The following is a 24528-nucleotide window of genomic DNA, read 5'->3' on the forward strand; positions in this document are numbered from 1 at the left end:
CTTACCCCCTGATTTTATCCCGCAGTATATAATACCGATATGTGGCCTCTGCGGCCAGTTTGCCGAGTGTGCCATAGCTGTTTTTAAGGCCGTAATGATCGGTGAAATCCCGGTATGTCTCGTCACCGTCCGCAACCGCGCCCGCGATCATATCCCCGAACAGGTGCGTAAGCGCGACCCCGTGCCCACCAAACCCGTGGGTGAACCAAACACCGTCAGCGGGCCTTCCAATCACTGAATTGCCTATAACTGGCATTTTATGGCGGGCATAGCTCATGATGCCATGCCATGAATAGTCGATTTTTATGCCTTCTAACTGCGGGTACACGCGCATCAGGTCGCTATATAATTTATCCTTAATGTCCGGTGGGTTCATCGCGGTGGCGGATATGCGCCCACCCCACAGAATGCGTGTATCCGCAAGCGGGCGGTAATAATCAAAATCAAAGCGTGTGTCATAAACGGCGGCGCCTGTATTGATGGCAGTTTTCAACCTGTCACCAAGGGGTTCGGTTGCCATCACATAGGTCGCAACTGGCGTTTGGGTGCGATCATAAAGGGGGGATAGCCCCTTCATATATGCGCTGCCGGCCAAAATAACGGTTTTTGCGGTCACATTCCCCTTCGGTGTGTGGATGATATGCTTGCCGTCGCTGATCGGCTCTAACCTAACTGCGGGGCTATGCTCATAAATCTGTGCGCCCTTCGCGATGAGCGCATTTGCAAGGCCGCGGATATATTTGACAGGGTGAAAGTGGAAGGCCCCACGCTCGTGCAGCGCGCCGTAATAATGCGCTGATTTCAATAGCTCCCTGCATTCTCGCGCGTCATATTCACCAAGGTTTACACCGAAGGCCTCCGTCATCAGGGATTTATAATCATCGAGGATTTCAGGCCTGTCGAACCAGTTTGCAAGCAGAATACCGCTATTGTTTATGTCGCAGTCGATATTGAAATCCCGGATGTTATCCTTGACCATTTTCACTGCGGTTTCCGAATGCCGATAAAGCGTCTGTGCATGCGAAAAGCCAACCTTTTTAATCAGGGTTTCCTCGTCCAGATTAAAGCCCGAGAAAACAAAGCCTCCGTTCCGCCCAGAGCAGCCATGGCCGACCTCTTGCGCTTCAATGACCACCACACTCTCTATGCTGCGATCAATAAGCCCCTTGGCAGCCGACAATCCGGCAAAGCCCGCCCCGATCACACAGACATCAGCCGTTATGGAATTTTCCAGCGTGGGCAAGGGCGCTTCTGTTGGCGCACTTGCGCGGTAATAGGTTTCAATTTTGGAGCGATTGGTGATGGTGCGTCTCTCTGGTTTTAGGGTCTGTTTTCTTAATCGGGGAAAGCGACTGCATTTTTGATTAAGATTCTATAGTAACAGCATATTTCGAATCCCTAGCATAGTTTTCTTGATATTGGCCCGCGAAAATGGGACGAAACCACGGGTATCCCCCTGTAAACCTTTAACGGGTATTTTTTGGTGGTATTTCACAGCCAAATTTGTTAACACTTTATTAATCACGTTTTCGTGAGTTTATCGTGATAGAAGATGCGCATGTGTTTTTCGGTAATGGGCATCAGCGGGCATGTTGGCGCGCAGTGGTAGGCTATTTTTATGCCGGCACAACGATTGGGGGAAAATATGGATACGATTCTTAACAATAGTTCAACGTCTGGTGAAATTTCGAACGGCCAGACCATTTTTGGGACTATAGACACAGCGGGTGATCGTGATGCCTATCGCATCGAGCTTGAAGCGGGTGTTACCTACACAATATCATTAACCGGTTTATCGCTTTCAGATCCGTTTATACGCGGTATCCACGATGAAAATTTCAATCTTATATCTGGTACATCGAATGATGATGGTGGTGAAGGGCTGAATTCACTGGTTACCTTTACACCGGCAACGTCTGGAACATTCTTCATCGTTGCAGGTGCGTTTGGTTCAAGCACAGGCGACTTCGCTCTGACTGTCGAGAGCAGTCTGGATGAAACTGAGGTCGCAGCAGTAGACGAAACCGGTACAGCGTTCGGCGTTATAAATTCTGTCGATGATAGTGACTTGATCAGTGTCGAGCTGCAGGCAGGAACAACGTATGTTATTGGATTAAACGCGAATGGTTTTGCTACCAGCCCTCTTCTTGATCCATTGATCGAAGGTATTTTGGATGCAAACCAAAACCTTATTCCCGGCACAAGAAATGATGACGGCGGTCCGGGGTTAAATTCACTGGTTACTTTCACACCTGAAACCAGTGGAACATATTTTATTCAGGCTTCTGCGTTTGGCCTTAATACTGGTGCTTACAGCGTTTCTGTAGAGCCGGAAACATCGCTTATTCGTTCGGATGATCCGGTAAGGTTTGTAGGTCTGTCAGGGAATAACCTAATTGACTCGCTCATACTTGGGTATGCTTACGGTGCGGATGAAAGTGGCGGCATTGATATCAGCTACAGCTTCCCTGATGCTGATAGCCAATTTAGCAGCACATTTTATGGCCCTGGATCAGAACCGTTTGTTGACTTCGCATCCTTGTCACCTGTGGCACGTGATTTTTTCCGGGGGACGCTCGAGCAAATCAGCAGGTTCACAAACGCTAATTTCACCGAAGTGACGGAAACAGATACAGAAGTTGGAACAATCCGAACAGCTTTCACAGGCCTTGGTGATCCGGGTGTTCTTGGGTTTGCATTTGTTCCTGTCAGTACGTCTGATTCTGCACTCGTTAGTGATATCTGGATAGTAGGGCAAAACCTTGCTGAAGGTGATGTAGCTTTCAATACAACACTTATTCACGAACTGGGTCATGCTATTGGCCTCAAGCATCCGTTTGAAACTGAACCGGGGAACAGTAATGTTCTAAGCGCTGAATTTGATAATTTAGATTATACGGTTATGAGTTACACAAGCTCATTCCGTAATGACGGCGTTGGGGATTTGGAGCCGCAGACATTCATGTCGCTTGATATTCAGGCGCTGCAGTATCTTTATGGCGTCGATACGGTCACAACCGCGGGCAATCAAACCTATGATTTTGACCAATCAGAAAGGCATTATCTAACGATTTGGGATTATGCTGGAAACGATACAATCTCGGTTGGAAATGCATCTCGTTCGGTCAATATAAATCTGACACCAGGAACCTGGAGTGATGTTGGAACCACAATCAATTATACTTCAGGTGATACAGAAAACTTCACGGTATTCATAGCAGAGGACACTATCATCGAAAACGCCGTAGGGGGCGCAGGTGATGACACAATTCGAGGTAATGATGCCGACAATGAATTACTTGGGGCGCCAGGAGACGATTTTATTGCGGGCGGCAAAGGTAATGACTTTTCCCGTGGGGGCTTTGGCAATGATCAGTTGTTTGCGGGTGCTGGCGATGAAGGCAATGATACGCTTGCTGGTGGCCGCGGCGATGATACACTTGGCGGCGGTGCAGGAGATGACCTTGTTGTTGGTGGTGGGTTTGTGCGCGCTGGGTTGGCACTTGACTTGGGTGATCTCGCTTCTGACGATGGTCAGGATACCTTATTCGGCGGTGCAGGGAATGACACGCTGATCGGTGGTGGCTATTCCGACACTAATGAAAATGGCAGCTATGATGTTGGTGAAGAAGTCATCACAGGAATAGATGTTAACACCCTTTATGCAGGCACCGGGAATGACCGTGTGGTAGGTGCCGCAGGCAATGATACGCTCGGCGGTGGTACGGGCGATGATACGCTTAGAGGCGGTGATGGTAACGATACTTTCTATGGTGGCCGCGGCGACAGTGATGACACGGGTCGCAATGATGTTATTTCTGGCGGAAACGGAAACGATACGGTGTTTGCGGGCGCAGGTAACGATGATATCGATGGCGGGCTTGGTAATGATCAGCTCTTTAACGGTGCTGGTGATGATAGTGTGCGCGGTAATTTCGGCGATGATACCATTTTCGGCGGTGCGGGTGATGATAACCTGAGGGGCGGTTTTGGTGCCGATACTTTCGCATTCTTTGACGGGAACGGCGATGATGTTATTGGCGACTTTAATATCGCGGATGATACGCTTGACCTGAATGGCACGGAAATCGATTTTACGGACCTTGCGAGCGTGGAAGCCGCAGCGTCCAATGCGACTCAGGGGGGTGTTGCGGGCCTTTTAATTGACACGGGCACGGGTGATAGCATCTTCCTCGAAGGTCTCACGACCAATGATCTCGCAAGCATTAATATTATTTTTTAGAAAACAGAGATCCGATATCTCATAAGGAAGTCGGATTTTCGGCTTTCATTCCGGTTTTTAAATACTTTTTGCGAGAAGTTACCCAATTTCCATGATCGTTTTGATTTAAGGATAAAGGTGTCATGGTTGTATTTTTTCAGTGGCATTCCGATGCCAAATTTGTTAACACTTTATTAATCACGTTTTCGTGAATCTTCTGTGAAGGTGACGCCAGGCGTTTAATTGGTGAATGGACCTTTGCAGAACAGAGTAATTGCAAGTGTCAGATTGGGGGATCGTCATGACTGATACAATCTCGAGCGGTATAGATACCACAGGTGTTGTCACTGTAGATGGCAGTGTTACAGGCACCATCGATACATCGAATGATGTTGATGCCTACCGTGTTACCTTAACCGCGGGTGTTACCTACGAATTTCTGATCAATGGCATTACGCTTGGCACCCCTATCGTACATGGGGTTTTGTCGGATAGTGGTAGGCTGATTGCTTCTGAACGTTATGACAATCGACTGCTTTTTACACCTGAAACAACCGGAACATATTTTATTCAGGTTGGGTCACGGTCGTTTGGGACAAACACCGGCACATTCGAACTTATGGTGAATGAGCTGGTTGAGGTTAACGATGGCGGTTTGATCGCTGACGGTGAAACCTTAACGGGAACTATCGATTATGAGGGCGACGTTGACATATACAGTTTTGATGTAACGGAAGGTCAATCCTATCGCTTCAGGATCGCTAGTGATGATTTGAATTATCTAAGCATCAATACCTTGCGCGATGAAGATGGAAGCCGGGTTTATACCGATTTCTCTGGGCTTATACGGGATGAAGGGGATCAGGCCTTCTATGAGTATACGTTCACTGCCACGAGCACAGGGACCTATAGCTTTGATTTCGGTAGAGATTATTCCAGCAGCACGGGTGATTATACCGTTTCTTTCGAGGAACTTGTCGAAGTATCTGATGGTGAACAACTGACATTGGGGCAAAGCACCGACGGAATTCTCGATCACAGAGGCGATGAAGATACGTATACGCTTGATGTTGTAGAAGGAGAGATCTACAGGGTTTTTGTAAGTGGAGACGATATTTCCAGATTGGAGATTAACAGCCTTCTTGACAGTTCGGGTGATTTTATCAGAGCGATCAGCTCTCGCGCACATGACGGCGGATATGAGTTGATTTTCGAAGCGGTGGCATCGGATACGGTTAGTTTTGATGTTGCTGGCGGATCTTGGGGTGAGGAAACAGGAACCTTCCAAATTGAAGCTGAGCAAATCGAGGAAGTAAGCGACGGGGCACATATTGCGGTCAACGATACGGTTGCGGGACAAATTGATTTCACCCGCGATAGCGATGTGTTCACATTCGATGTTGTCGAGGGGCAGGCGTACTCGATAGTTGTCTCAAGTGAAGATCTCAACACCATCAGGTTATTCAATATTTTGAATGAGGAAGGCAATAGCCTACATGGTAGAGGGGTTTATTCACAGTCAACTGATGATGGACATGTTATTAATTTTACTGCCCTATCAACCGGGACCTACAGTGTAACGGCTGATGCTTCATATGATGTTACCTTAGGGGGTGCTTTTACCGTTCAACTGCGTGAACTTGATGAAGCGAGCACAGGCGGCAGCCTTAATTTAGGTCAGACATTTACAGGATCGCTTGATTTTGAAGCTGACTTTGATCAGCTTTCACTCAATGTGGAGGCAGGCCGGAAATATAGTATTCTGTTAACTAGTGACGATGTTGATAGTTTAAGTTTTGCCAGACTTTTGAATGAAGAAGGAATTCCGGTCTCGCTCATTGGTAGTCGGGATGTTGAGAACGGAAGAGAGGTTATCTTTGAGGCGGTTTCGAGTGGGGTATACACATTTGAAGTCAATTCTGGTTACCGTAATGATACGGGCACTTTCCGCGCTTTGGCGACGGAAGTCGTCGAAGGTGGGGACGGGGGTGAACTCCCTCTAAATGTAACGGGGCTCGGCCGGCTCGATTTTAACGGCGACCAGGATGTATATTCAGTCAATGTCATTGCCGGTCAATCATACCGTGTCATAATCTCCAGCCCGGATATTAGTGATATTGATCTGCGCTCGATTTCAGTCGAAGGGGATGGCAGCAGTGTTTCCCAGATATCTATTGATGATAACAGATTTGATGGATATGTAGAGGTTATCTTCACGGCCCATACAACAGGTGTTTACAACCTGACTGTGGGCGATGAATATCGCTATGATATATCCACTGGTTTCTTTGAAATTCGTGTTGAAGATGTGGATGAAGCCAGCAATGGCTCGGCCCTAAGCTTCGGGGATGCGGTCACGGGGACCATTGATTTTCCGAGAGACTCTGACATATTTACGATTGATGTGGTTGAAGGACAGCTATACCGGATCACGCTCAATAGTGATACCCTTGATAATATTCATCTCGAAAGCCTTGTGGATGAATTTGGAAGTCGGGTTTCCACCAACGTTATTGATGAAGCTTCTGGTGATGGGCAGGTCGAGGTTTTGTTTACCGCCACTTCAACAGGCACTTATTCGCTGAATATTAACAACCGATATAGCAATGATACCGGGCAGTTTGATATTCTTGTTGATGAAATCATTGAACTGAATGACGATGCAACCCTGACGGAAGGGGAAACATTTACGGCGACCATTGATTATGTTGGAGACCAAGATCAGTTTTCCATCGATGTGGTTGAAGGACAGACATATCGGATCACGATCGATAGTGATGATATTTCAGATCCCAGGGTTCTTGTACGCACCGGGTCGAATAATTCAATTGGGGTTCTGTCATTTAACGGTGAATACGGCGATGGTCACTATGAAGTTGTTTTCACTGCAACGGCAACCGAGACCTATTCGCTAATATTACAAGATGGAAGTCATCGATCTTTTGAGACAGGCGATGTTGATATAACGGTTGATGCCTTGGTTGACACTACGGATCAAACCCCAATCAGTGTTGATGGAACTGCAAACGGTGTCCTTGATTATGAGGGGGATGCTGATACATTTACGGCTGATCTTGTTGCAGGGCAAACATACCGGATTATCGTTACAAGCGATGATTTTACTTCGCCGAGTGTTTTCCGTGTCAGAGATCCTGATGGCAACTTTGTTTCACGTAGTGTCTTCAACCCAGATTTTGATGACGGCATATATGAAGTCGTGTTTACCGCGGATACCAGCGGTCAATTTCAATTCGAAGTCTCTAGCGGCCGCTCTGCCGAATTTGGTGCTTTCTCGGTTCAGTTAGAAGAATTCTTTGAAAGCAATGAAGGCGGTGCGATTGCGGTTGACCAAACTGTTGATGGTGTCATTGATTATGCTGGAGACGAGGATGAGTTTACCCTCGATGTCGAAGCTGGTGTTGTATATCGTATTACCCTCAATAGTGATTTAGCGAGAGCCCCTTACATCAGTAATGTTATTGACGCTGACGGCGGCGTTATTCATAGCATTTTTGATAGCTCAGATGGGAATACTTCAATAATTATCGCGCCCGAGCAAACGGGAACAATCAGCTTTTCGATTGTAGGGCAAGATAACGTTGTAGGCGGCGATTTCTCAGTATCCGTTGAAACAGTTCCTGAAGCCAACACTGGCGGCGTTTTAACGCTTGGTCAATCTGAAGAAGGGTCTTTTGACTTTGTCACCGACCATGATAGCTATCGCTTCACTGTCACAGAGGGGTCTAGCTATAGCATATTGCTGACAAGCGATGAAATCTCTGACTTTAACTTGGTCTCGCTTGTTGATGAAAATGGTGAACGTATTTCGCCTACCTTTATTAATTCGAACAACAATGATGGTAGGCTCGAGCTACAGTTTACTGCGGAAACATCTGGGGAATATACGCTTGAGGTTGCGGCATCAAACTCTATTGATGCCGGGACCTTCGATATCGTAGTTGACGAACTTCAAGACACAATAGACGGTGGGATTTTAACGCTTGGACAAGCTGTGGAAGGGGAATTGGACTTTGCCTCAGACAGCGATACCTATGAATTATCAGTAATAGGAGGTCAGGTATACAGGGTTATCGTTCAAAGCGACGATTTTACGAACCCAATAATAGGATCTGTTATAGACAGTGATGGCAATTATGTCACCCGTCGGACAATTTCTGACTATTCTGATGACGATACGCGTGAGATTTTGATTTATGCAGAAGAGACCGGATCGATTTTCTTTGATGTAAGTCAGTTCGGCAGTGATGGGGGTACGTTCACGGTTATCGCTGATGTCGTGGATGAAAATAGCACAGGGGGCACCTTGACACTTGGGCAAAGTGAAAGCGGTGAGCTTGACTTTGAAGGCGATGAAGATCGCTACCAGTTTGAGGTTGAGGCCGGTGTTAGCTATAGGGTTACCCTAACAACAAGCGATACAGTCGAAACGCGGATTTATCAATTCCGTGACGAAAATGATGACCGGATCGTCACTCAGTCTTTCGGGCAATTTGACGATGATAATACAGTTGAATATGTGTTCACAGCGGAGACTTCGGGCACTGTATCCTTTGATGTCGGTAGTAAGTTTGGTAACAATGTCGGGACTTTCGATCTGTTGGTGGAAGCCCTGTCTGAAACCATTGACGGCGGAACGGTCGCAGTTGATGGAAGCGTTAATGGCACCATTGATTTTGCTGGTGACACAGATAACTACACGGTCGACCTTGTAGCGGGAGTTAGCTATACCTTTACGCTTGAGGCCAGTACTGCTGACCCTGATGACGCCTTTTTGCCGGTCTTCAGAAATTTTACCGATAGTGAAGGTAACACCATCTATTTTAACCCCAGGTCGCATGATGGGCAGACACAATTTGTATTCACGCCTAGCGAGAGCGGCACCTATAGCTTTGACGCTATCGGGTTTAATGGAACGTCTGGCGATTTCACGCTAAGTGTCGCTGAAATAGAAGACGGCAGTACCATTACATCGGAAGATCCAATCGAGTTTATCGGCTTTAGCGGTGTCCATGAAATTGATTCATTGCTTTACGGTTATGGCTATGTGGCTGATGAAACGGGAACCGTGGATATTTCATTCAGTTTCCCGGGCGCAGACAGTGAATTCTCTCCCGTTACCTATCCGCTTGATAGCGAACCCTATCAGGGCTTTCAGGCTTTGTCAGATAGTGCGAAGGATCTGTTCCGCGGTGCCTTAGCCTCGGTTGCAGAATTTACAAATGCATCCTTTACAGAAGTGGCAGATACAGGTGCAAATGCTGGAACCATTCGGGCTGCATGGACGACAGACGGCCATCATGCGCTCGCTTTTGCTTATGTTCCGATCTCAGATAGCAATGATGCCCGCATAAGCGATATCTGGCTTGTTGACGGTAGTTTAGCAGAAGACGCCTATAATTTTGATTTTGTCCTCTTGCATGAACTTGGGCACGCGCTTGGATTAAAGCATCCGTTTGACGCCAGGGGCTCAGGACTTACTTTACCAAACAATCTGGATAGCCATGAATATACGGTTCTAAGTTACACACCGTCATCCACGCATTTTGGTACTGCTGATCTGGCCCCGCAAACCTTCATGTCGCTTGATATCAAGGCGCTGCAATATCTGTACGGTGTTGATACCGTAACAACTGCGGGTGACGAAACCTATAACTTTGACCAGTCAGAACGGCATTATCTCACGATTTGGGATTATGGCGGGGATGATACCCTGTCTGTTACTGGCGACAGAGGGGTTACACTTAATCTTACTCCTGGCACATGGAGTGATGTTGGGACCACAATTACATATTCTTCCGGCACTACTGAGCAATTTACTGTTTTTATCACCGATGACACGGTGATCGAGAATGCAACGGGCGCACTTGGTGACGATAATCTGATTGGCAATCAGGTTGCGAACAGGTTAACCGCTATGGCGGGTAATGATACCCTCACTGGCGGAGCCGGTGACGATAGCTTAGACGGTGGTATCGGCGAAGATATCCTGAATGGTGGCACAGGGGATGATATCCTCTCTGGTGGTGACGATGAGGATTTGTTCGAGTTTGCTGATGATCATGGTAACGATACAATCACTGATTTCGCGTCGAACGATATTCTGGATGTTTCTGCCCTATCTATTGAATTCAGAAGTATGGCCGATATTCTTGCGAATGCACGTGAAGAGGGTGGTAATGTTATCATTGATACCGGTATCGCAAGCTCGATCACCATTGAAAATATCACGTTGAACGACCTTAACTCTGCCAACTTTATTTTTGTCGGGCAAACCCAGCCTGAGCCCGGTTCTAACCCGGGGGTAGTCAATCGGCCTTCCTCTACCAGCGATCCCGTTTCCGGGACCGACGCTGACGATACGCTTGATGGCGGTGGCGGGAATGATACCGTTAATGGCGGCGACGGAAATGATAGTCTTGCGGGCGGTGACGGTGTTGATACGGTGCGCGGAGGCGCGGGTGATGACAGGATTGATGCAGGAACGGGTAACGATTTCGTCTCTGGTGGTACGGGTGATGATACCGTGACCGCAGGTACAGGTAACGACGCTGTTTTTGCAGGCCCGGGTGACATGGGTAATGACGTATTCATCGGCGGCGAAGGGAATGATACACTTGGCGGCGGCGGCGGTAATGATCTGCTCGTCGGTGATGGTGTTCACGATAGCGCGCGGTCGGACCTTCTAAATGGAATAGACGCTGGTAGTGTATTCCTTGATTACCGGGATACGATATACGGCGGTGCAGGCGATGATACGCTTCTTGGTGGTGGTTTCGCAGATATTACCGATAATGGCTATTATGACCCAGGTGAAGAGGTTATGTCCGGTACGGCGGCAAATACACTATATGCGGGCACGGGCGCTGATCTTGTGATCGGGGCGTCTGGTAATGACACCATTGGCGGTGGTACGGGCGATGATACGCTAAATGGCGGTGCGGGCAATGATACCTTCTACGGTGGTAAAGGTGATGTCCCTGATGATGGATTTAATGATGTGATCAACGCAGGCGACGGTGATGATATCGTATTTGCATCGGGTGGCCGCGATAGCGTGAACGGTGGTGCGGGCGACGATTTACTGTTTTCTGGCGGTGCGGTTGATACGGTTGACGGCGGTGCTGGCAATGACACCATCTATGGCGGCGGCGGTGATGATCTGTTCACGGGCGGTGCGGACGCCGACACTTTTGCCTTCTTTGGTGGAAACGGTAATGACACGGTCACTGATTTTGATCTCAGAGAAGACACCCTTGACCTGGAAGGTACCTCAACCGACTTTACGGACCTTGCAAGCGTCGCGGCTGCGGCATCCAACGCGACACAAGGCGGTGTGGCCGGATTGCTCATTATCACAGGTGACGGCGACAGCATTTTCCTACAGGGCCTCACAACAGACGACCTATCGAGCATCAATATAGTATTTTAAAAACCAATATTCTAACGATAACAAATAAGAATTGGGGCTGAAAGTATGGCAACTATTAATGGTACGAATGGTGACGATGAAATTCTGGGGACAGATGACAGTGATATAATTAACGCTGGGTCAGGTAATGATACTATAGATGCGGGAGCAGGAAGAGATACGATTAATGCAGGCTCTGGTGATGATGTTATCTTCGTAGATACTGTTTTTGGCAGTGGATTTTCAACTGATCAGCAAAAAAATATTACACTTGGAACTGGAGCTGATCAAATTATTAGCCGCTTCTTCCGTAATGTCGTCATTGAGGATTTTTCAACAGAAGATGTGCTTCAGTTTAACAGCCTAAATGCGCATAGCAGTGACAGGGTTGTTTTGCGTGAAGATGGGGATGATCTAATACTTGAGATACTCCCTGCAGTGAGTACGAGTTCCATAGTTTTGAGTACAATCACATTCCGTGGATTAGCAGGGCGTGATATTATTATAGCACGTTCTCAGGCCTCAGCATTTATTGTTTTGCGCCCTCTTGAGGATACTAATCAAAATGGCACAGATGGTGACGATCGACTTTTCTCGTTCAATGGCCAGCTTGAAGGTTTCGATGGTAATGACACTTTAATAGGCTCGAATGATGCTGATAGGCTGTTTGGTGACGACGGTGAAGATGCTATTGAGGGACTAGGCGGTGCAGATTTTATATTTGCAGGAAGTAATGATGATATTGTGTTTGGCGGTATGGACGATGACACGATTGACGGAGGTAGTGGGAGAGATAGCCTAGAGGGTGAACAAGGGGCAGATAGTATTTCGGGTGGTGATGGTAGTGATACGTTAAGAGGTGGGAATGGTAATGATACCCTCATAGGAGGCTCGGGCAATGACGCTATTGATGGGGGAGACGGCGACGATATAATAAATGGTGGCGCGGGGAATGACACTTTTCTATCCAGTGACGGTGCAGATACTTATGATGGTGGTTCAGGGAGTGACTTAATATCTTATCTTGGATCAAATGAAGCAATAAATGTTAATCTGCAATCAGGCATATCTTCAGGTGGAAATGCTGAAGGTGATACGTTTGAGAGTGTTGAACTTGTTATCGGTTCTCCATTTGGTGACACACTTGTTGGTGCAACATCGAGGTTTAATTCCTTAGGGGGTAGTAACGGCGATGATGAAGTTATCGGTGGCAATGTCGGCGACTTTTTGACCGGCGGAGATGGTGATGATAGTCTTGATGGACTTGCTGGGAATGATACGCTCCGAGGAGATAACGGCCATGATACATTAGCTGGGGGAGATGGTAATGACTTCATCTCAGGCGGCCTGGATAACGATATAGCTCTCGGTAATATAGGTGATGATCAAATATTCGCGGGCGCGGGCGATATGGGTGATGACGTATTTGTGGGCGGCGAGGGCCGGGATACGCTCGGCGGTGGTGGCGGTAATGATCTTCTTGTTGGTGACGGTGCATCCAGCACGAGCCTGAGCGGGCTCGGCGTTGGTGACACTGGCCTTGATGACCGGGATACAATCTTCGGCGGTGACGGCGATGACACCCTCCTTGGTGGTGGTTTTGATGATACCTCAGGTGATGGCAGTTATGATGACGGTGAAGCCGTAACCACGGGAACCGAAGCCAACACCCTTTATGCTGGCTCAGGTGCTGATCTGGTGATCGGGGCGTCTGGCAATGACACCATCGGTGGCGGTTTGGGCGATGATACGCTCAATGGCGGTGACGGTGATGATACCTTCTATGGCGGGCGCGGTGACGGAACAGACACTGGCTTCAATGATGTGATCAATGGCGGCGACGGTAATGATACCATCTTCTCCTCCGGCGGGCGTGACCTTGTGAATGGCGGCGACGGCGATGACGAACTGTTTTCTGGCGGTGCGGTTGACACCGTTGACGGCGGTGCTGGTAATGACACCATTTATGGCGGCGGTGATGATGATCTGTTCACGGGTGGTTCGGGGGCAGATACCTTCGCCTTCTTTGACGGCAACGGTAACGACACGATCACTGATTTTAATACCGCAGAGGACACGCTTGACCTGAATGGCACAGAAACCGATTTCACCGACCTCGCGAGCGTGCAATCGGCGGCATCCAACACCACACAGGGCGGTGTCGCAGGGTTGCTCATAGACACAGGCACGGGCGACAGCATCTTCCTCGAGGGCCTTACAACGGCAGACCTCGCCAGCATTAATATTGTTTTCTAAATCTGCGTTCTGATTGGGGCTTTATGGTCATCGATACTGTGTTTGGGGGTTGAGCAAAGGCTTGGCCCCTATTATGCTGATCAGGTCGCATATGCTATGACCAGCATTTCATATCACGCCAAATGACAAGAGTTGCTCAAATGACAAAGGGTTGGTTTTGATTTCAATTACTGTCAAAAAAGCAAACCCTGAGTGTGCCCAAGTTGCCCTCAGCGGCGATAGTCCGCTTGCGCCATTTGAAATTGAACGCCTGAACACCATGCACGCGGACAACAGGGCGGCCTTTGTGACCGGGCGGTTAACGCTTCGGTCCATGCTTGGTCAAAAATTAGGCATAGACCCGCGTGATGTTCCCTTGATGCAGGAGGGGGCTGGTCGTGTGATCCTGAATAGGGAACCGGAAACGGGTGCGTTTGACCAAGATGTGGGGCAACCATATTTCTCTGTCAGTCATACGAATGTGGGTGAAACCGCTTATGTCGCGGTGGCGGTTGGGGACGCCCCTATTGGGATAGACCTTGATAACAGAAACCGCACCGTTAACTGGCGGCGAATTTCCGATCGGCATTTCCACCCAAAAAACCGCGCTGTTTTAAACGGCCTGTCGGGGGCGGAGGCGACAGACGCGTTTTTCAAATATTGGACTTTTGCGGAAGCCCTGGTGAAACTGGAAGACGGCAAGCTATTACCGTATTTGCACGGCCTTGAAATCGCCCTGACGCAGGGTGGTGGGGCCTTGAAAGGAACCACGCCGCTGGGCGACAAGGATATTTCCCTCAAAACATATAATTTCAAGGATACTGGACTGATGTTCGGCGTGGCAGTGAAGGGCCAAGCGCAAGCGATCCAAATGATAACAGACCTTTCTTATGAAACTTGAGTAAGATAATGTCGCGCACTGCAAATAGGGTGTTGATTTTCGCCCCCAAAACCTTGTTATATAATATTGGATCAGGCGCATGGGCACTATCGTCAATGAAATTGGCATAAAATAGCGCGCTGTTGATCCTATAAAAAAATGCAGACTTTTGACCATGCATGTGAACAAAGAACAAAACCATAAATACCGAATAAAATTCAGGGAAATCTATCGTCGATGAGTGATCTTGTGAACCGCCAAACTATCTCTATTGCGCCGGATGTTGTGGCCGCCAACGATAAACCATTTGTTTTGTTTGGCGGTATGAATGTGCTTGAAAGTCACGAACTGGCGCTTGAAATCGCGGCGCACTATAAGGCTGTGACCGACAAACTAAACATTCCCTATGTGTTCAAGGCGTCCTTTGATAAGGCAAACAGGTCTTCCATTCATTCGTTTCGCGGGCCGGGGATGGAAAAGGGCCTTGCGATATTAAGCGATATCAAATCCAAATACGGGGTGCCGGTGATCACCGATGTTCACGAGCCCCATCAGGCAGCGCCTGTGGCGGAGGTTGCGGATGTTATCCAGCTTCCGGCCTTCCTCGCGCGGCAGACCGATCTCGTGACCGCGATGGCGAAAACAGACGCGATTATCAATATCAAAAAACCCCAGTTTTTAGCCCCGTTTGAAATGGCGCATATTATCCGCAAGTTCCTTGAGTGCGGCAATGAAAACATCATGCTCTGCGAACGCGGAAGCTGTTATGGCTATAATAACCTGATTGTTGATATGCTTGGTATGGATGATATGAAATCCTTGGCCCCGGTTGTTTTTGATGCGACCCACGCACTTCAGCGTCCGGGTGGGCGTGCGGATAGCGCAGGTGGCAGGCGCGCACAGGCGGCAGAGCTCGCGCGTTCCGGTATGGCGCTTGGGATCGCAGGGCTGTTTATCGAAGCACACCCGAACCCTGAGGAAGCGAAATGCGACGGCCCGTGTGCGTTGCCGCTTGATCAGTTGGAGGGATACCTTAGTCAAATGAAGGCGATTGATGATCTGGTGAAATCCATGCCGAAACTGGATATTGATTAAGGTTTTTGCCCCAAAATAGGTTTAAAGAATAAGGAATTCGCAATGCCAGCCCCCCGAAAAATCAGCCTGTTTGTGATGGATGTGGACGGTGTTTTAACCGACGGTACAATTTTCTATACGGATTTGGGTGAAGAGTTAAAAGCCTTCAATGTTCAGGATGGGCTTGGGCTTAAACTGCTTGGAAAATCAGGGGTGCAGCTTGCGGTTATTTCCGGGCGCGAGAGCAAACCGCTTGAGAAACGCCTGTCCGACCTCGGGATTACCGAGGTATGGCTTAAATGCGCGAATAAGGTTGAGGCCTTGAAGGATATTTGCCAAAGCCACCGGATTGACCGGTCGGAGGTTGCGTTTATGGGCGATGATCTGATTGACCTTGGAGTGATGAAATATTCGGGCTATGCGATCGCGCCCCAAAACGGGGTGGCCGAGGTGAAGGCCGTAGCCAATTTTGTAACTCTGAAAGAGGGCGGAAAGGGCGCCGTGCGCGAAGCCTGCGAGCATATTGCGGGTCTTGCAGGGCATCGGTTGATCGAGTTTATGGATCGGTAAATCCCTTTGTCCTTAACCTTTTAGGCTTAACACTTTTTATCAAAGAGCATTAATCCATGAAAATTGTCATTCCGTCCCGTTATGCGTCCACACGTTTGCCCGGCAAGCCGCTCGCGGATATTGCGGGTAAACCGATGATTGTGCGGGTTTGGGAACAGGCAGTGAAGGCATTCGAGCGCCCGGATGACGTCTATGTGGCGGCGGATGATACGCGGATTATGGATGCGGTGAAGGCTATGGGCGGTAACGCGGTGATGACGCGCGCCGATCATGTCTCAGGCACTGACCGGATTGCCGAAGTTGCGGATGCTATGCAATGGACGGATGATGAGATTATCATCAATGTGCAAGGGGATGAGCCCCTAATTCCCCCCACCTTGATCAAACAGGTTGGCGAATGTTTGGACCGCCACCCAAGCGCCCATATGGCAACCGCCGCATGCCCGATTGCGGATATGGCCGAGGTCAATAACCCCAATGCGGTGAAGGCCGTGATGGATAAATCTGGTAAGGCGCTTTATTTTTCGAGGGCACCAATCCCCTATGACCGCGATGGAACTGCAAAGCTTGGCAACAATACCCCATATTTTCGCCATATCGGTATTTATGCCTACCGCGTAAAGGCGCTGAGAACACTGGCCGGTTTGCCGCCCGCACCGATGGAAACGCTTGAAAGTCTGGAGCAACTTCGGGCGCTTCATAACAGTATGACGATTATGATTGAGTGCCTATCCAAGGCCCCACCCGCAGGCGTCGATACGCCAGAGGATTTGGAAGCAGTGCGAGCTATTTTTGTTCATTAAAAGGACAATTACACTCGGTTGAATTACATAAGTACCTGTCTTGGTGATTTGTATAGAGTTAGTTCGATTAGAAAACCGTGCAAAATTCTTTTGCTGCTTTATTAAGCGCTATTTTATCCCTTGCAGGGTACATTCGCAGGCGAAACCTTGGAGTTTGATGTATGATCTTGATCTGTACAATATGGTACCCCCTCTCCATTAGAAGTTCTTTCTGTAGTTTTGCATAAGTTGACACTTCATGCCCAATTTGTTAGCTGCTAAATAAGCCTTAATTTTTAGGTATGTATATTAACGCTTAGTAAAAATGATTGGGAATACCATTGAAAAAGCTAATCCTAACCTTGTTTGCAGTACTTTTGTTTGGAAGGATGGTAAATGCACAAGCTCAAACATTTACTTTTGAAGGGGATATCACATTCCAGACTGCGGGGTTAGCGCAGGCTGCAGGGTTTTCTAGTTTAACTGGGCGATTTGACGGTGAAATTACAATTGATATTATTGGATCAGCAACCTCATCTTCTATTGATAGTTTCGGCGATGCTGTTGCAAGGTATGAATATACTAGTTTTTCACTAAATATTGGGGCTTTGTCTGCTTCGTATTCAGGTAATGCTTCACAGAACAATGTGTTCGATATAATTGATCGAAATTCGACTGGCCGTTTCGATACTGATCAATTAAACATACTGGCTTTTGAAAATCTTAGCGTGCCAGAATTAGATTTTATATTGATTGTTTTGGCGTTTGAACAGCCAATCACCTCTCTCTCAGGTACAGATTTAGGCCAGCTTACTCGTTTTGTAGATCAAGAGCCAAGGCAGGGTTCAGGAACCTTGGCTACATCGCAGGGGGGAGCCAGCTTTTCCAACGTAACATTGTCTACGCCTTCCGCAGTCCCAGAACCCGCCACATGGTTGATGATGATTTTTGGTTTTGCAATATCAGGGTTTGCGCTTCGTCGCAGTCAAAAACGTGCGTTAGTAGCCTGAATAAACCATCGGACATGATGGTAGTATATCAGAACCCCGGTTTTGCCGGGGTTTTTTATTGGGTTTGTGAAAACCCGTAGCAAGGGATAACTCATTTCGTTATAGTTACGGTCGTATCCGCACAGGCTTGATACTTCAAACAAGCGTGTGGTTGAAAATTATGGCTTTCAGGCAGCAGTATGACGCGGACAGCACGCACAGTATCAAACGGTATTTTAAAGGGGAACGGGATAGAGGCATTCCTTGGTATGCCTGTTCGCCTTGGCTTCAAGGGTGCTGGCAATGATGACCTGATTGTTGGTTGGGGTATGAAGGAAAATACCCTGAAGGCCCGTGAGTTCGCGAGCGAGAATAAACTCCCATACCTGCATCTGGAGGATGGGTTTCTGGGGTACATGAACCATCCTGTGATCGACGCACGGCGTATGTCGATGGTCGGGGATCGGCGCGGTATATATTATGACGCCACAGGCCCCAGTGATATTGAGGCCATGTTGTCGCGCGGTGGCTGGATGACACCGGAATTGAAATCGCGGGCGCATTTTATCATTGAAAGCCTCCGTAAATATCGGATCAGCAAATATAATCATGCGGGTTTTGACCTGCCAAGCGCGCTAAAGGCAACGCTCAATGCTGATGCCCGGTCCAAGGTGCTCGTGGTTGATCAAACTTTCGGCGATAAATCAATCGAGCTTGGCCTTGCGGACGCAGGTAGCTTTCAGAAAATGCTGGATGCAGCGCTTGAGGACCACCCTGATAGCCTGATACTTATCAAAACCCACCCAGATGTGATTTTGGGCAAGAAAAAGGGGCATTTGAACCCGCGTGATAAGGCGTTTAAATCCAATGAACGGATTTTGTTTGTCGGGGATGATTGCAACCCGCAGGCTTTGATGCAGGCGGTTGATCATGTCTATGTGGTCACATCCCAGATGGGGTTGGAGGGCCTCGTTGCGGGTAAGCCTATTACCTGTTTCGGGATGCCTTTTTATGCGGGGTGGGGGCTGACGAAGGATAAAATCCTGTGCCTGCGCCGTAAGCGCAAAATCACCCTTGAGGAGCTGGTCGCTGCGGCCTTCATTAAATATGCGCGTTATGTGGACCCGTTTACTGGCAAGCGGGTTGAGGTGGAGGATATCCTTGATCATCTGATCGCAGAGAAAGCGGTCGCCCGCCCGCAAGCAAAGCGTGTGCTTGCGGTTGGATTTTCGCTGTGGAAGCGGGGATTTATCCCGAAGTTTTTGGGCGCTGGGGTTCGCTCAGTTAAATTCATTGGCCCCTCGGCCCTTAAGGAATTTGCGTTCAAGCCGGGTGATACGGTTGTGCTGTGGGGGCGAAAGCATGATGCTGAGGCGGCGGGTATTCCTGAAACTGTCCCCGTTTGGCGTATGGAAGACGGGTTTTTACGCTCTGTCGGGCTCGGTAGCGACCTGAGGCGGCCCTCATCACTGGTGCTCGACCGCGCGGGGATTTATTATGACGGTAGCGCCGCCAGCGATCTGGAACAGTTCCTGTCTGCGCATGACTTTTCCGAGCGGGAGTTGCTGCGTGGGCGCGGGCTTACGAATGCGCTTCTGGAAACACGTCTGTCCAAATATAATGTGGGCGAACGTGGCGTTCTTGATTTCCGTGCGAAAGCGGGGGGTAAGCATATCATTCTTGTTCCCGGTCAGGTGGAGGGCGATGCCTCCCTCAAGTTCGGATCGCCCGATGTCTATACAAATGCGGCGCTCATTAAGGCCGCATATGGCAAGGCCGCGAATGACCATAAAACACAGGGCGCGTATATTATCTATAAACCGCATCCGGATGTGGTTAGCGGCAATAGGGAAGGGGCTGTTCCCGATAAAGTCCTTGATATTTGTGTCGATGAGGTGGTGACCGACGCCGATATCATTGATTGTCTAGACGCGGTGGATAGCGTGCACACCATGACCAGCCTTACGGGATTTGAGGCCCTTTTGCGCGGCGTGCCCGTTATTACGTACGGGATGCCCTTTTATGCGGGCTGGGGGTTAACGGATGATGTGTGCGAGGATGCACGATTTAAGCGCGCGCGCGGGAAAGCTGTTCCGCTGAGCGGCCTTGTTTACGCGCTTTTGTGCGTTTACGCGCGTTATGTGGATTGGGACAGACGCGGGGCACAAACGAGCGCAGAAGCCCTCGTTGCGATTATCGCGCGCGAGGCTAAGGCTCGGGCAAACGGCGGGATTGAACGGCGGGGCATGTTTGCTTTCCTGGGGCGTTGGACCCGCAAGGCTAAGTATCTTCTTGAGGGGATATTGGGGTAAGTGAATTTACGTGTTTGGTTATGGTATACTTTATTGTTGTCTTGATTAATTTATAAATGCAAAGATAAGTTTATGACTGAACTTACATTTTTAAAAGATGCCAAGCTTGAAGGAAACCCAAGGTATGAGTATGGGGTCGAAGTTTTTCAGTCATTACTGAGCTATTGGCGTGCGCTTTATGCTGAACAGGATAAAATTCCCTCCCGTTCTCAGTTCCATCCCGGTGAGTTAAAGAAAATCCTGCGTTATGTTTACATGACCGAGCAGCGCCCCGACGGCACATTTCATTTGCGCCATAAGGGGACGGGCCTTGAGGTTACAGAACGATCTTCCTTCATTTCAAGCGAGCATATCCAGAATTTCACCCGTAAATTTCCGGGCGCTTTGGAAGCTTATTTTGATACATTGTTTGCTGGCCCCTGCGCAGAGGAAAGCCGCTGGATATATTTTTCAAAGGCCGATCTGGTGATCGACTATGTGTGCTACAGCCTACCGCTATATGGCACAACAACAGGGCACCGGATTGCGCTTGGTATTGTTATCCCGAGCACGCGTTTCGATAAGGAGGTAACTCAGTACTGCGACGGCGTTGAACACTCACGGTTTGTATGCTCCCGCTATAAGGATATTGGCTTTGGTTTGCCGGAAGGCGCCCTTCAATAGTAATATAAATTAACATTCCAATTGCTTTATCCCACAGTGAAATGTTTTTGCATCAGCGGCCCTAAATCGGACACCGCTGATATATTATCTTTAAAGCCCTGAAGCCTGTTTCATTATTTAGCCCAGAGACGATTTAACCCAGAAGCGCCCTCATTGCCTCCAGATACTGAATCCAGGCTTTCCGGCCTTCCTCGGTCATATGCACGAGCGTTTGGGGCCGTTTGCCCTTATACCCCTTTTCCTGACGAATATAGCCAGCAGCTTCCAGCTTCGTCAGGTGGGTTGAAAGGTTGCCGTGGGTAGTGCCTGTTTTCCTGATCAATTCAGGGAAGCTCGCAGGGTTCACGACCGACAGATAGGCCATAACCCCAAGCCTCAGGCGGCCATGGATTGTATCATCAATATCCTCGATCGAGGATGTATTATCCTCTGTTTCAGCCATTGGTTTGTTCTGCCTTCATGCAATAGAGGGACGGGACAACAATCGTGATCAGACTTGCGATCCCGCCGATCAGATAGACAAGGATTGTATTATAAAGCGCAAAGCAGGTTGCTGCCATGATGAAACTCATTAATGACACCAGTTTTAACCATTTAATATCTGCGATAATGGCAACGAGGCCGTACGCAAGGCCCTGGCCCGCGAACCCCGCAGCCACCATAAAGCCAAACACTATGGGCGTGCCGTCAAAGAAGGCGATGTTTAAAATAAGCCCGACAAAGATGGTATTGATCATCATGGCGAACATCATCCAAACATATTTTTCAACGCGGTTGATGGTGGAACGTGCGCCGTCTACGTCTGCGATTTGGCGGTTAAGAATAAGGCTGCCGCCACTCCCAACAAGCGCAAACCCGATCCACAGGAATAATAGGTTCTTCGGGTCAATCGGTAATGTTCCCGATAGGATTGCCCACTGCGCTATAAAGGTGATGGATAATAAAATTCCCCACATCAGGCCAATACGTCCTCCAAGTAAGGGGGTGTTTGCACCGTCTTTCGCAAGCGAGGCTGCGAAATCCAGATCATTCAATAACTGTTCTTTATTCATGGTACCTCCGTCGTTTCTGGTATTTTTCACTTTATTTAAAAATTAGTTTGTATTTCAAACTTAGTTGATTATATATGTCAATAGGTTTGAAATGCAAACCTATTTAAAAAAATAGAATATGAACTGGCCAATCGCATAAAAATAAGCAACCGAGCGGCCACAGCGATGAAAGAGAAAACTATGACCTTATTTTCAACGTTAACAACAATCGCCCTACCGATCTGTGCCGCTGTTTCTATCGCAGTAGCACCCGCTACACCTTCGACACCAACAATAGAGGCCATAAAATCTGTGCCCGAGGGCACGACAGCCAGCGTAAAAACCATCAAAAATTCCTGGGGAGATGCAACCACCGTGAAGCTCAGCGTTACCCTAAAGGGTGTGCAAGAAAAGGCGGGCCCCATGTATGTGGCCGTTCAAAAACGCGAAAATTATCAGAAATGGAATGCAGGTGCGGGCGGTATCTATAAAGGCCTGAAGGCGGGGGACCACACCTATGTTTACGATGTGCCAGCGGGTGAATATGCGATCAGTGTTTGGCACGACAGCGATAATGATGGGCAGTTTACCATGCAGGGATACCTACCGCTTGATGGTTGGGGCAACAGCGGCAATCAAAACCTTCAGGCACCGCCAACCTTTGATGATGTGAAAATCACTGTATCCGCGAAGGGTAGCCGTGAAACTGTGAATATGCATTATCCGAAGGACTAAGCGGCGATTTCACAAAGACAGAAGCAAGTGCTTTTTGTTTTCAGCAGAAAATATAACCCCGGCATGATTGTGTCGGGGTTATTTCTGTCTGGGTTCATTTTATCTAGGCGATCTTCTAATGCGATGATCTGTCGGCGTGTCTTTGCTAGTCATAGCAGTTTGTGTTTTAAGGGCTTCGTTTGGGAGATTTAGTGCATTCATGAGGTTTTGTCGGACTTCCAGAATATTAATGGGGAGCATCTCCAAATCAATCTGGCGGCGATTGAAGTTTTTTTCTATGATATTGGTTTCAGCTTTTAAAACGCTATCAATAGCCAGTACCTCAAGATCGACAATGTCAGATATGATCGAGGATGAAGAACGGCTTAAATCCATTAAAATATCTGCATACTCATTTGTGCGCTTAATCATATCAACGGCTATGTTTGCATTTATGCGTGCATAGGTGCCTGTATGGTAGCGGCCGTCTTTTCCCATAACTCCACCCCATGTGGAGTTTTTGAGTTGGGTTGGAATATAAACTTCGTTCGTGCAACTGGTTTCAAAGCTAACCTTGTTGATCAACGTCACAAATTTACTTTTTGGTCCCTGATAAAACTTGGTAGGCTTAATCTTGATTTTGATTTCATGGCTTCTGGTATAATCCATTTGATACTCATCAAGAATCGAAAGCGGAATTTGTTTGTCATCAATGTAAACCGCCCAAACATCACCATCGAAAAGTATGGATAAATATTCGTACGCTTCTTTAGGAGACGGCCTAAAATAAGAACAGGCATCCGCATTTACGTTTGTCATCAATAAGATAAGCAGGGAGGTCAGATACTTTCTCATTGCTCTGGTTCTCCTGATGCTTTCTGCGGCAAAGAGAGGGGAAGTGGTTGTTTTAGGGTGGAACTATTTATCGGTTCATGCACCATTGCAGCATAAGTGAGTATTGTTTGATCATGGATATTGAGTGTTAACATCAAATCATGACGGATTTTCAAGAGTTCGGCGGGAAATTCATTCAATTCAGCCTGTGAGCGCATAAAATGACGGTATGGGTTTTCAAAATCACCATCAAGAATTGCTTGAGCATCTTTTATGTCTGATTGCACGGCGGTAACGTAAGGGTCGGATACGGTGTTATTACTTTTATATTCTAGGAGTTTTGTTTGATAACTTGCTATGACACTGAGCATAGAAGCTGCTAATCGGGAAAAATATCCCAAATGAAGTAACCTACCGTCTGTGGAAGTGGCTAACCCCCACAACTTGGTGTTAAAGTCTAACCGATCTTCCTTACATATTGTATCAGTTTTTGTATGCTTGTAATTGATTTCATAGATGTCCTGTTTTGTTCCAAAATAAAGCTTACTGGGCCTGATCTTTAGCAAAACATCGGCACTATCATATATGTTATCCAATTCTCTTTGCGCGGCATATGTACTGACCAAGCCACCATTAATGTAAACGGCCGTCACCGTGCCTTCAATCATCGTGTCAAAGCTTTGAAAGACTTTCAGATAATTACCGGAAAAATACATACAAGCATTTACATGTATGCTTGAGACGATAATCAATAGTAATGTGGATAGATATTTCATAATAATGTTATAATATA

The 24528-nt window shown here is 47.9% G+C and carries 16 protein-coding genes; 11 read left to right on the plus strand and 5 right to left on the minus strand.

Annotated features, from left to right (window positions below; all coding sequences use genetic code 11):
- Position 1: 1 nt before the first annotated feature.
- Positions 2-1243, minus strand: a complete 1242-nt coding sequence (locus KFF44_RS04855) for an FAD-binding oxidoreductase (RefSeq protein WP_255937776.1) — start codon at positions 1241-1243, stop codon at positions 2-4.
- 402 nt (positions 1244-1645) lie between these two features.
- On the opposite strand from KFF44_RS04855, the gene KFF44_RS04860 reads away from it, so the two are divergent.
- The 10 genes from KFF44_RS04860 (at position 1646) to KFF44_RS04905 (ending at position 21156) form a co-directional block, all read left to right on the plus strand.
- Positions 1646-4243, plus strand: coding sequence for a M10 family metallopeptidase (locus KFF44_RS04860; RefSeq protein WP_255937777.1), 2598 nt, complete (start codon positions 1646-1648; stop codon positions 4241-4243).
- Between the two features lie 280 nt (positions 4244-4523).
- Positions 4524-11672 carry a M10 family metallopeptidase gene (locus tag KFF44_RS04865; protein WP_255937778.1) on the plus strand — a complete coding sequence of 2383 codons (7149 nt, stop codon included), beginning with the start codon at positions 4524-4526 and terminating at the stop codon, positions 11670-11672.
- 45 nt (positions 11673-11717) lie between these two features.
- The gene (locus KFF44_RS04870; RefSeq protein WP_255937779.1) at positions 11718-13907 is read left to right on the plus strand and encodes a calcium-binding protein; all 2190 of its coding nucleotides are present in this window, start codon (positions 11718-11720) and stop codon (positions 13905-13907) included.
- Between the two features lie 157 nt (positions 13908-14064).
- A complete protein-coding gene (locus tag KFF44_RS04875) occupies positions 14065-14787 on the plus strand; it encodes a 4'-phosphopantetheinyl transferase superfamily protein (RefSeq protein WP_255937782.1) in 723 nt (240 codons plus the stop codon).
- A 228-nt stretch (positions 14788-15015) separates the two neighbouring features.
- The gene (gene kdsA / locus KFF44_RS04880; protein WP_370691143.1) at positions 15016-15861 is read left to right on the plus strand and encodes a 3-deoxy-8-phosphooctulonate synthase; all 846 of its coding nucleotides are present in this window, start codon (positions 15016-15018) and stop codon (positions 15859-15861) included.
- A 42-nt stretch (positions 15862-15903) separates the two neighbouring features.
- Entirely contained in the window at positions 15904-16410 is a 507-nt protein-coding gene (locus tag KFF44_RS04885) for an HAD family hydrolase (protein ID WP_255937785.1), read from the plus strand.
- A 56-nt stretch (positions 16411-16466) separates the two neighbouring features.
- Positions 16467-17213, plus strand: a complete 747-nt coding sequence (gene kdsB / locus KFF44_RS04890) for a 3-deoxy-manno-octulosonate cytidylyltransferase (protein ID WP_255937786.1) — start codon at positions 16467-16469, stop codon at positions 17211-17213.
- 320 nt (positions 17214-17533) lie between these two features.
- The gene (locus tag KFF44_RS04895; RefSeq protein WP_255937787.1) at positions 17534-18202 is read left to right on the plus strand and encodes a PEPxxWA-CTERM sorting domain-containing protein; all 669 of its coding nucleotides are present in this window, start codon (positions 17534-17536) and stop codon (positions 18200-18202) included.
- Positions 18203-18381: 179 nt separating this feature from the next.
- A complete protein-coding gene (locus tag KFF44_RS04900; RefSeq protein ID WP_255937788.1) occupies positions 18382-20493 on the plus strand; it encodes a capsular polysaccharide biosynthesis protein in 2112 nt (703 codons plus the stop codon).
- Between the two features lie 72 nt (positions 20494-20565).
- The gene (locus KFF44_RS04905; protein ID WP_255937789.1) at positions 20566-21156 is read left to right on the plus strand and encodes a PAS domain-containing protein; all 591 of its coding nucleotides are present in this window, start codon (positions 20566-20568) and stop codon (positions 21154-21156) included.
- Positions 21157-21289: 133 nt separating this feature from the next.
- Here KFF44_RS04905 and KFF44_RS04910 read toward each other — a convergent pair whose 3' ends face one another.
- On the minus strand, positions 21290-21598 hold the full coding sequence (locus KFF44_RS04910; protein WP_255937790.1) for a transcriptional regulator: 309 nt from the start codon (positions 21596-21598) through the stop codon (positions 21290-21292).
- A complete protein-coding gene (locus tag KFF44_RS04915; RefSeq protein WP_255937791.1) occupies positions 21591-22208 on the minus strand; it encodes a hypothetical protein in 618 nt (205 codons plus the stop codon). Before KFF44_RS04915 ends, KFF44_RS04910 begins: the two co-directional genes overlap by 8 nt.
- A gap of 180 nt (positions 22209-22388) precedes the next feature.
- Here KFF44_RS04915 and KFF44_RS04920 point away from each other — a divergent pair, with 180 nt between their 5' ends.
- A complete protein-coding gene (locus KFF44_RS04920) occupies positions 22389-22922 on the plus strand; it encodes a DUF2141 domain-containing protein (protein ID WP_255937792.1) in 534 nt (177 codons plus the stop codon).
- 99 nt (positions 22923-23021) lie between these two features.
- On the opposite strand, the gene KFF44_RS04925 is transcribed toward KFF44_RS04920, so the two are convergent.
- Positions 23022-23756 (minus strand): hypothetical protein, encoded by a 735-nt coding sequence (locus KFF44_RS04925; RefSeq protein ID WP_255937793.1) that lies wholly within the window; start codon positions 23754-23756, stop codon positions 23022-23024.
- Complete coding sequence (locus tag KFF44_RS04930; RefSeq protein ID WP_255937794.1) at positions 23753-24511, minus strand: hypothetical protein; 759 nt, start codon at positions 24509-24511, stop codon at positions 23753-23755. Before KFF44_RS04930 ends, KFF44_RS04925 begins: the two co-directional genes overlap by 4 nt.
- Positions 24512-24528: the final 17 nt, after the last annotated feature.

It is taken from the genome of Kordiimonas sp. SCSIO 12610 (assembly GCF_024398015.1).
Lineage (GTDB): Bacteria > Pseudomonadota > Alphaproteobacteria > Sphingomonadales > Kordiimonadaceae > CANLMI01.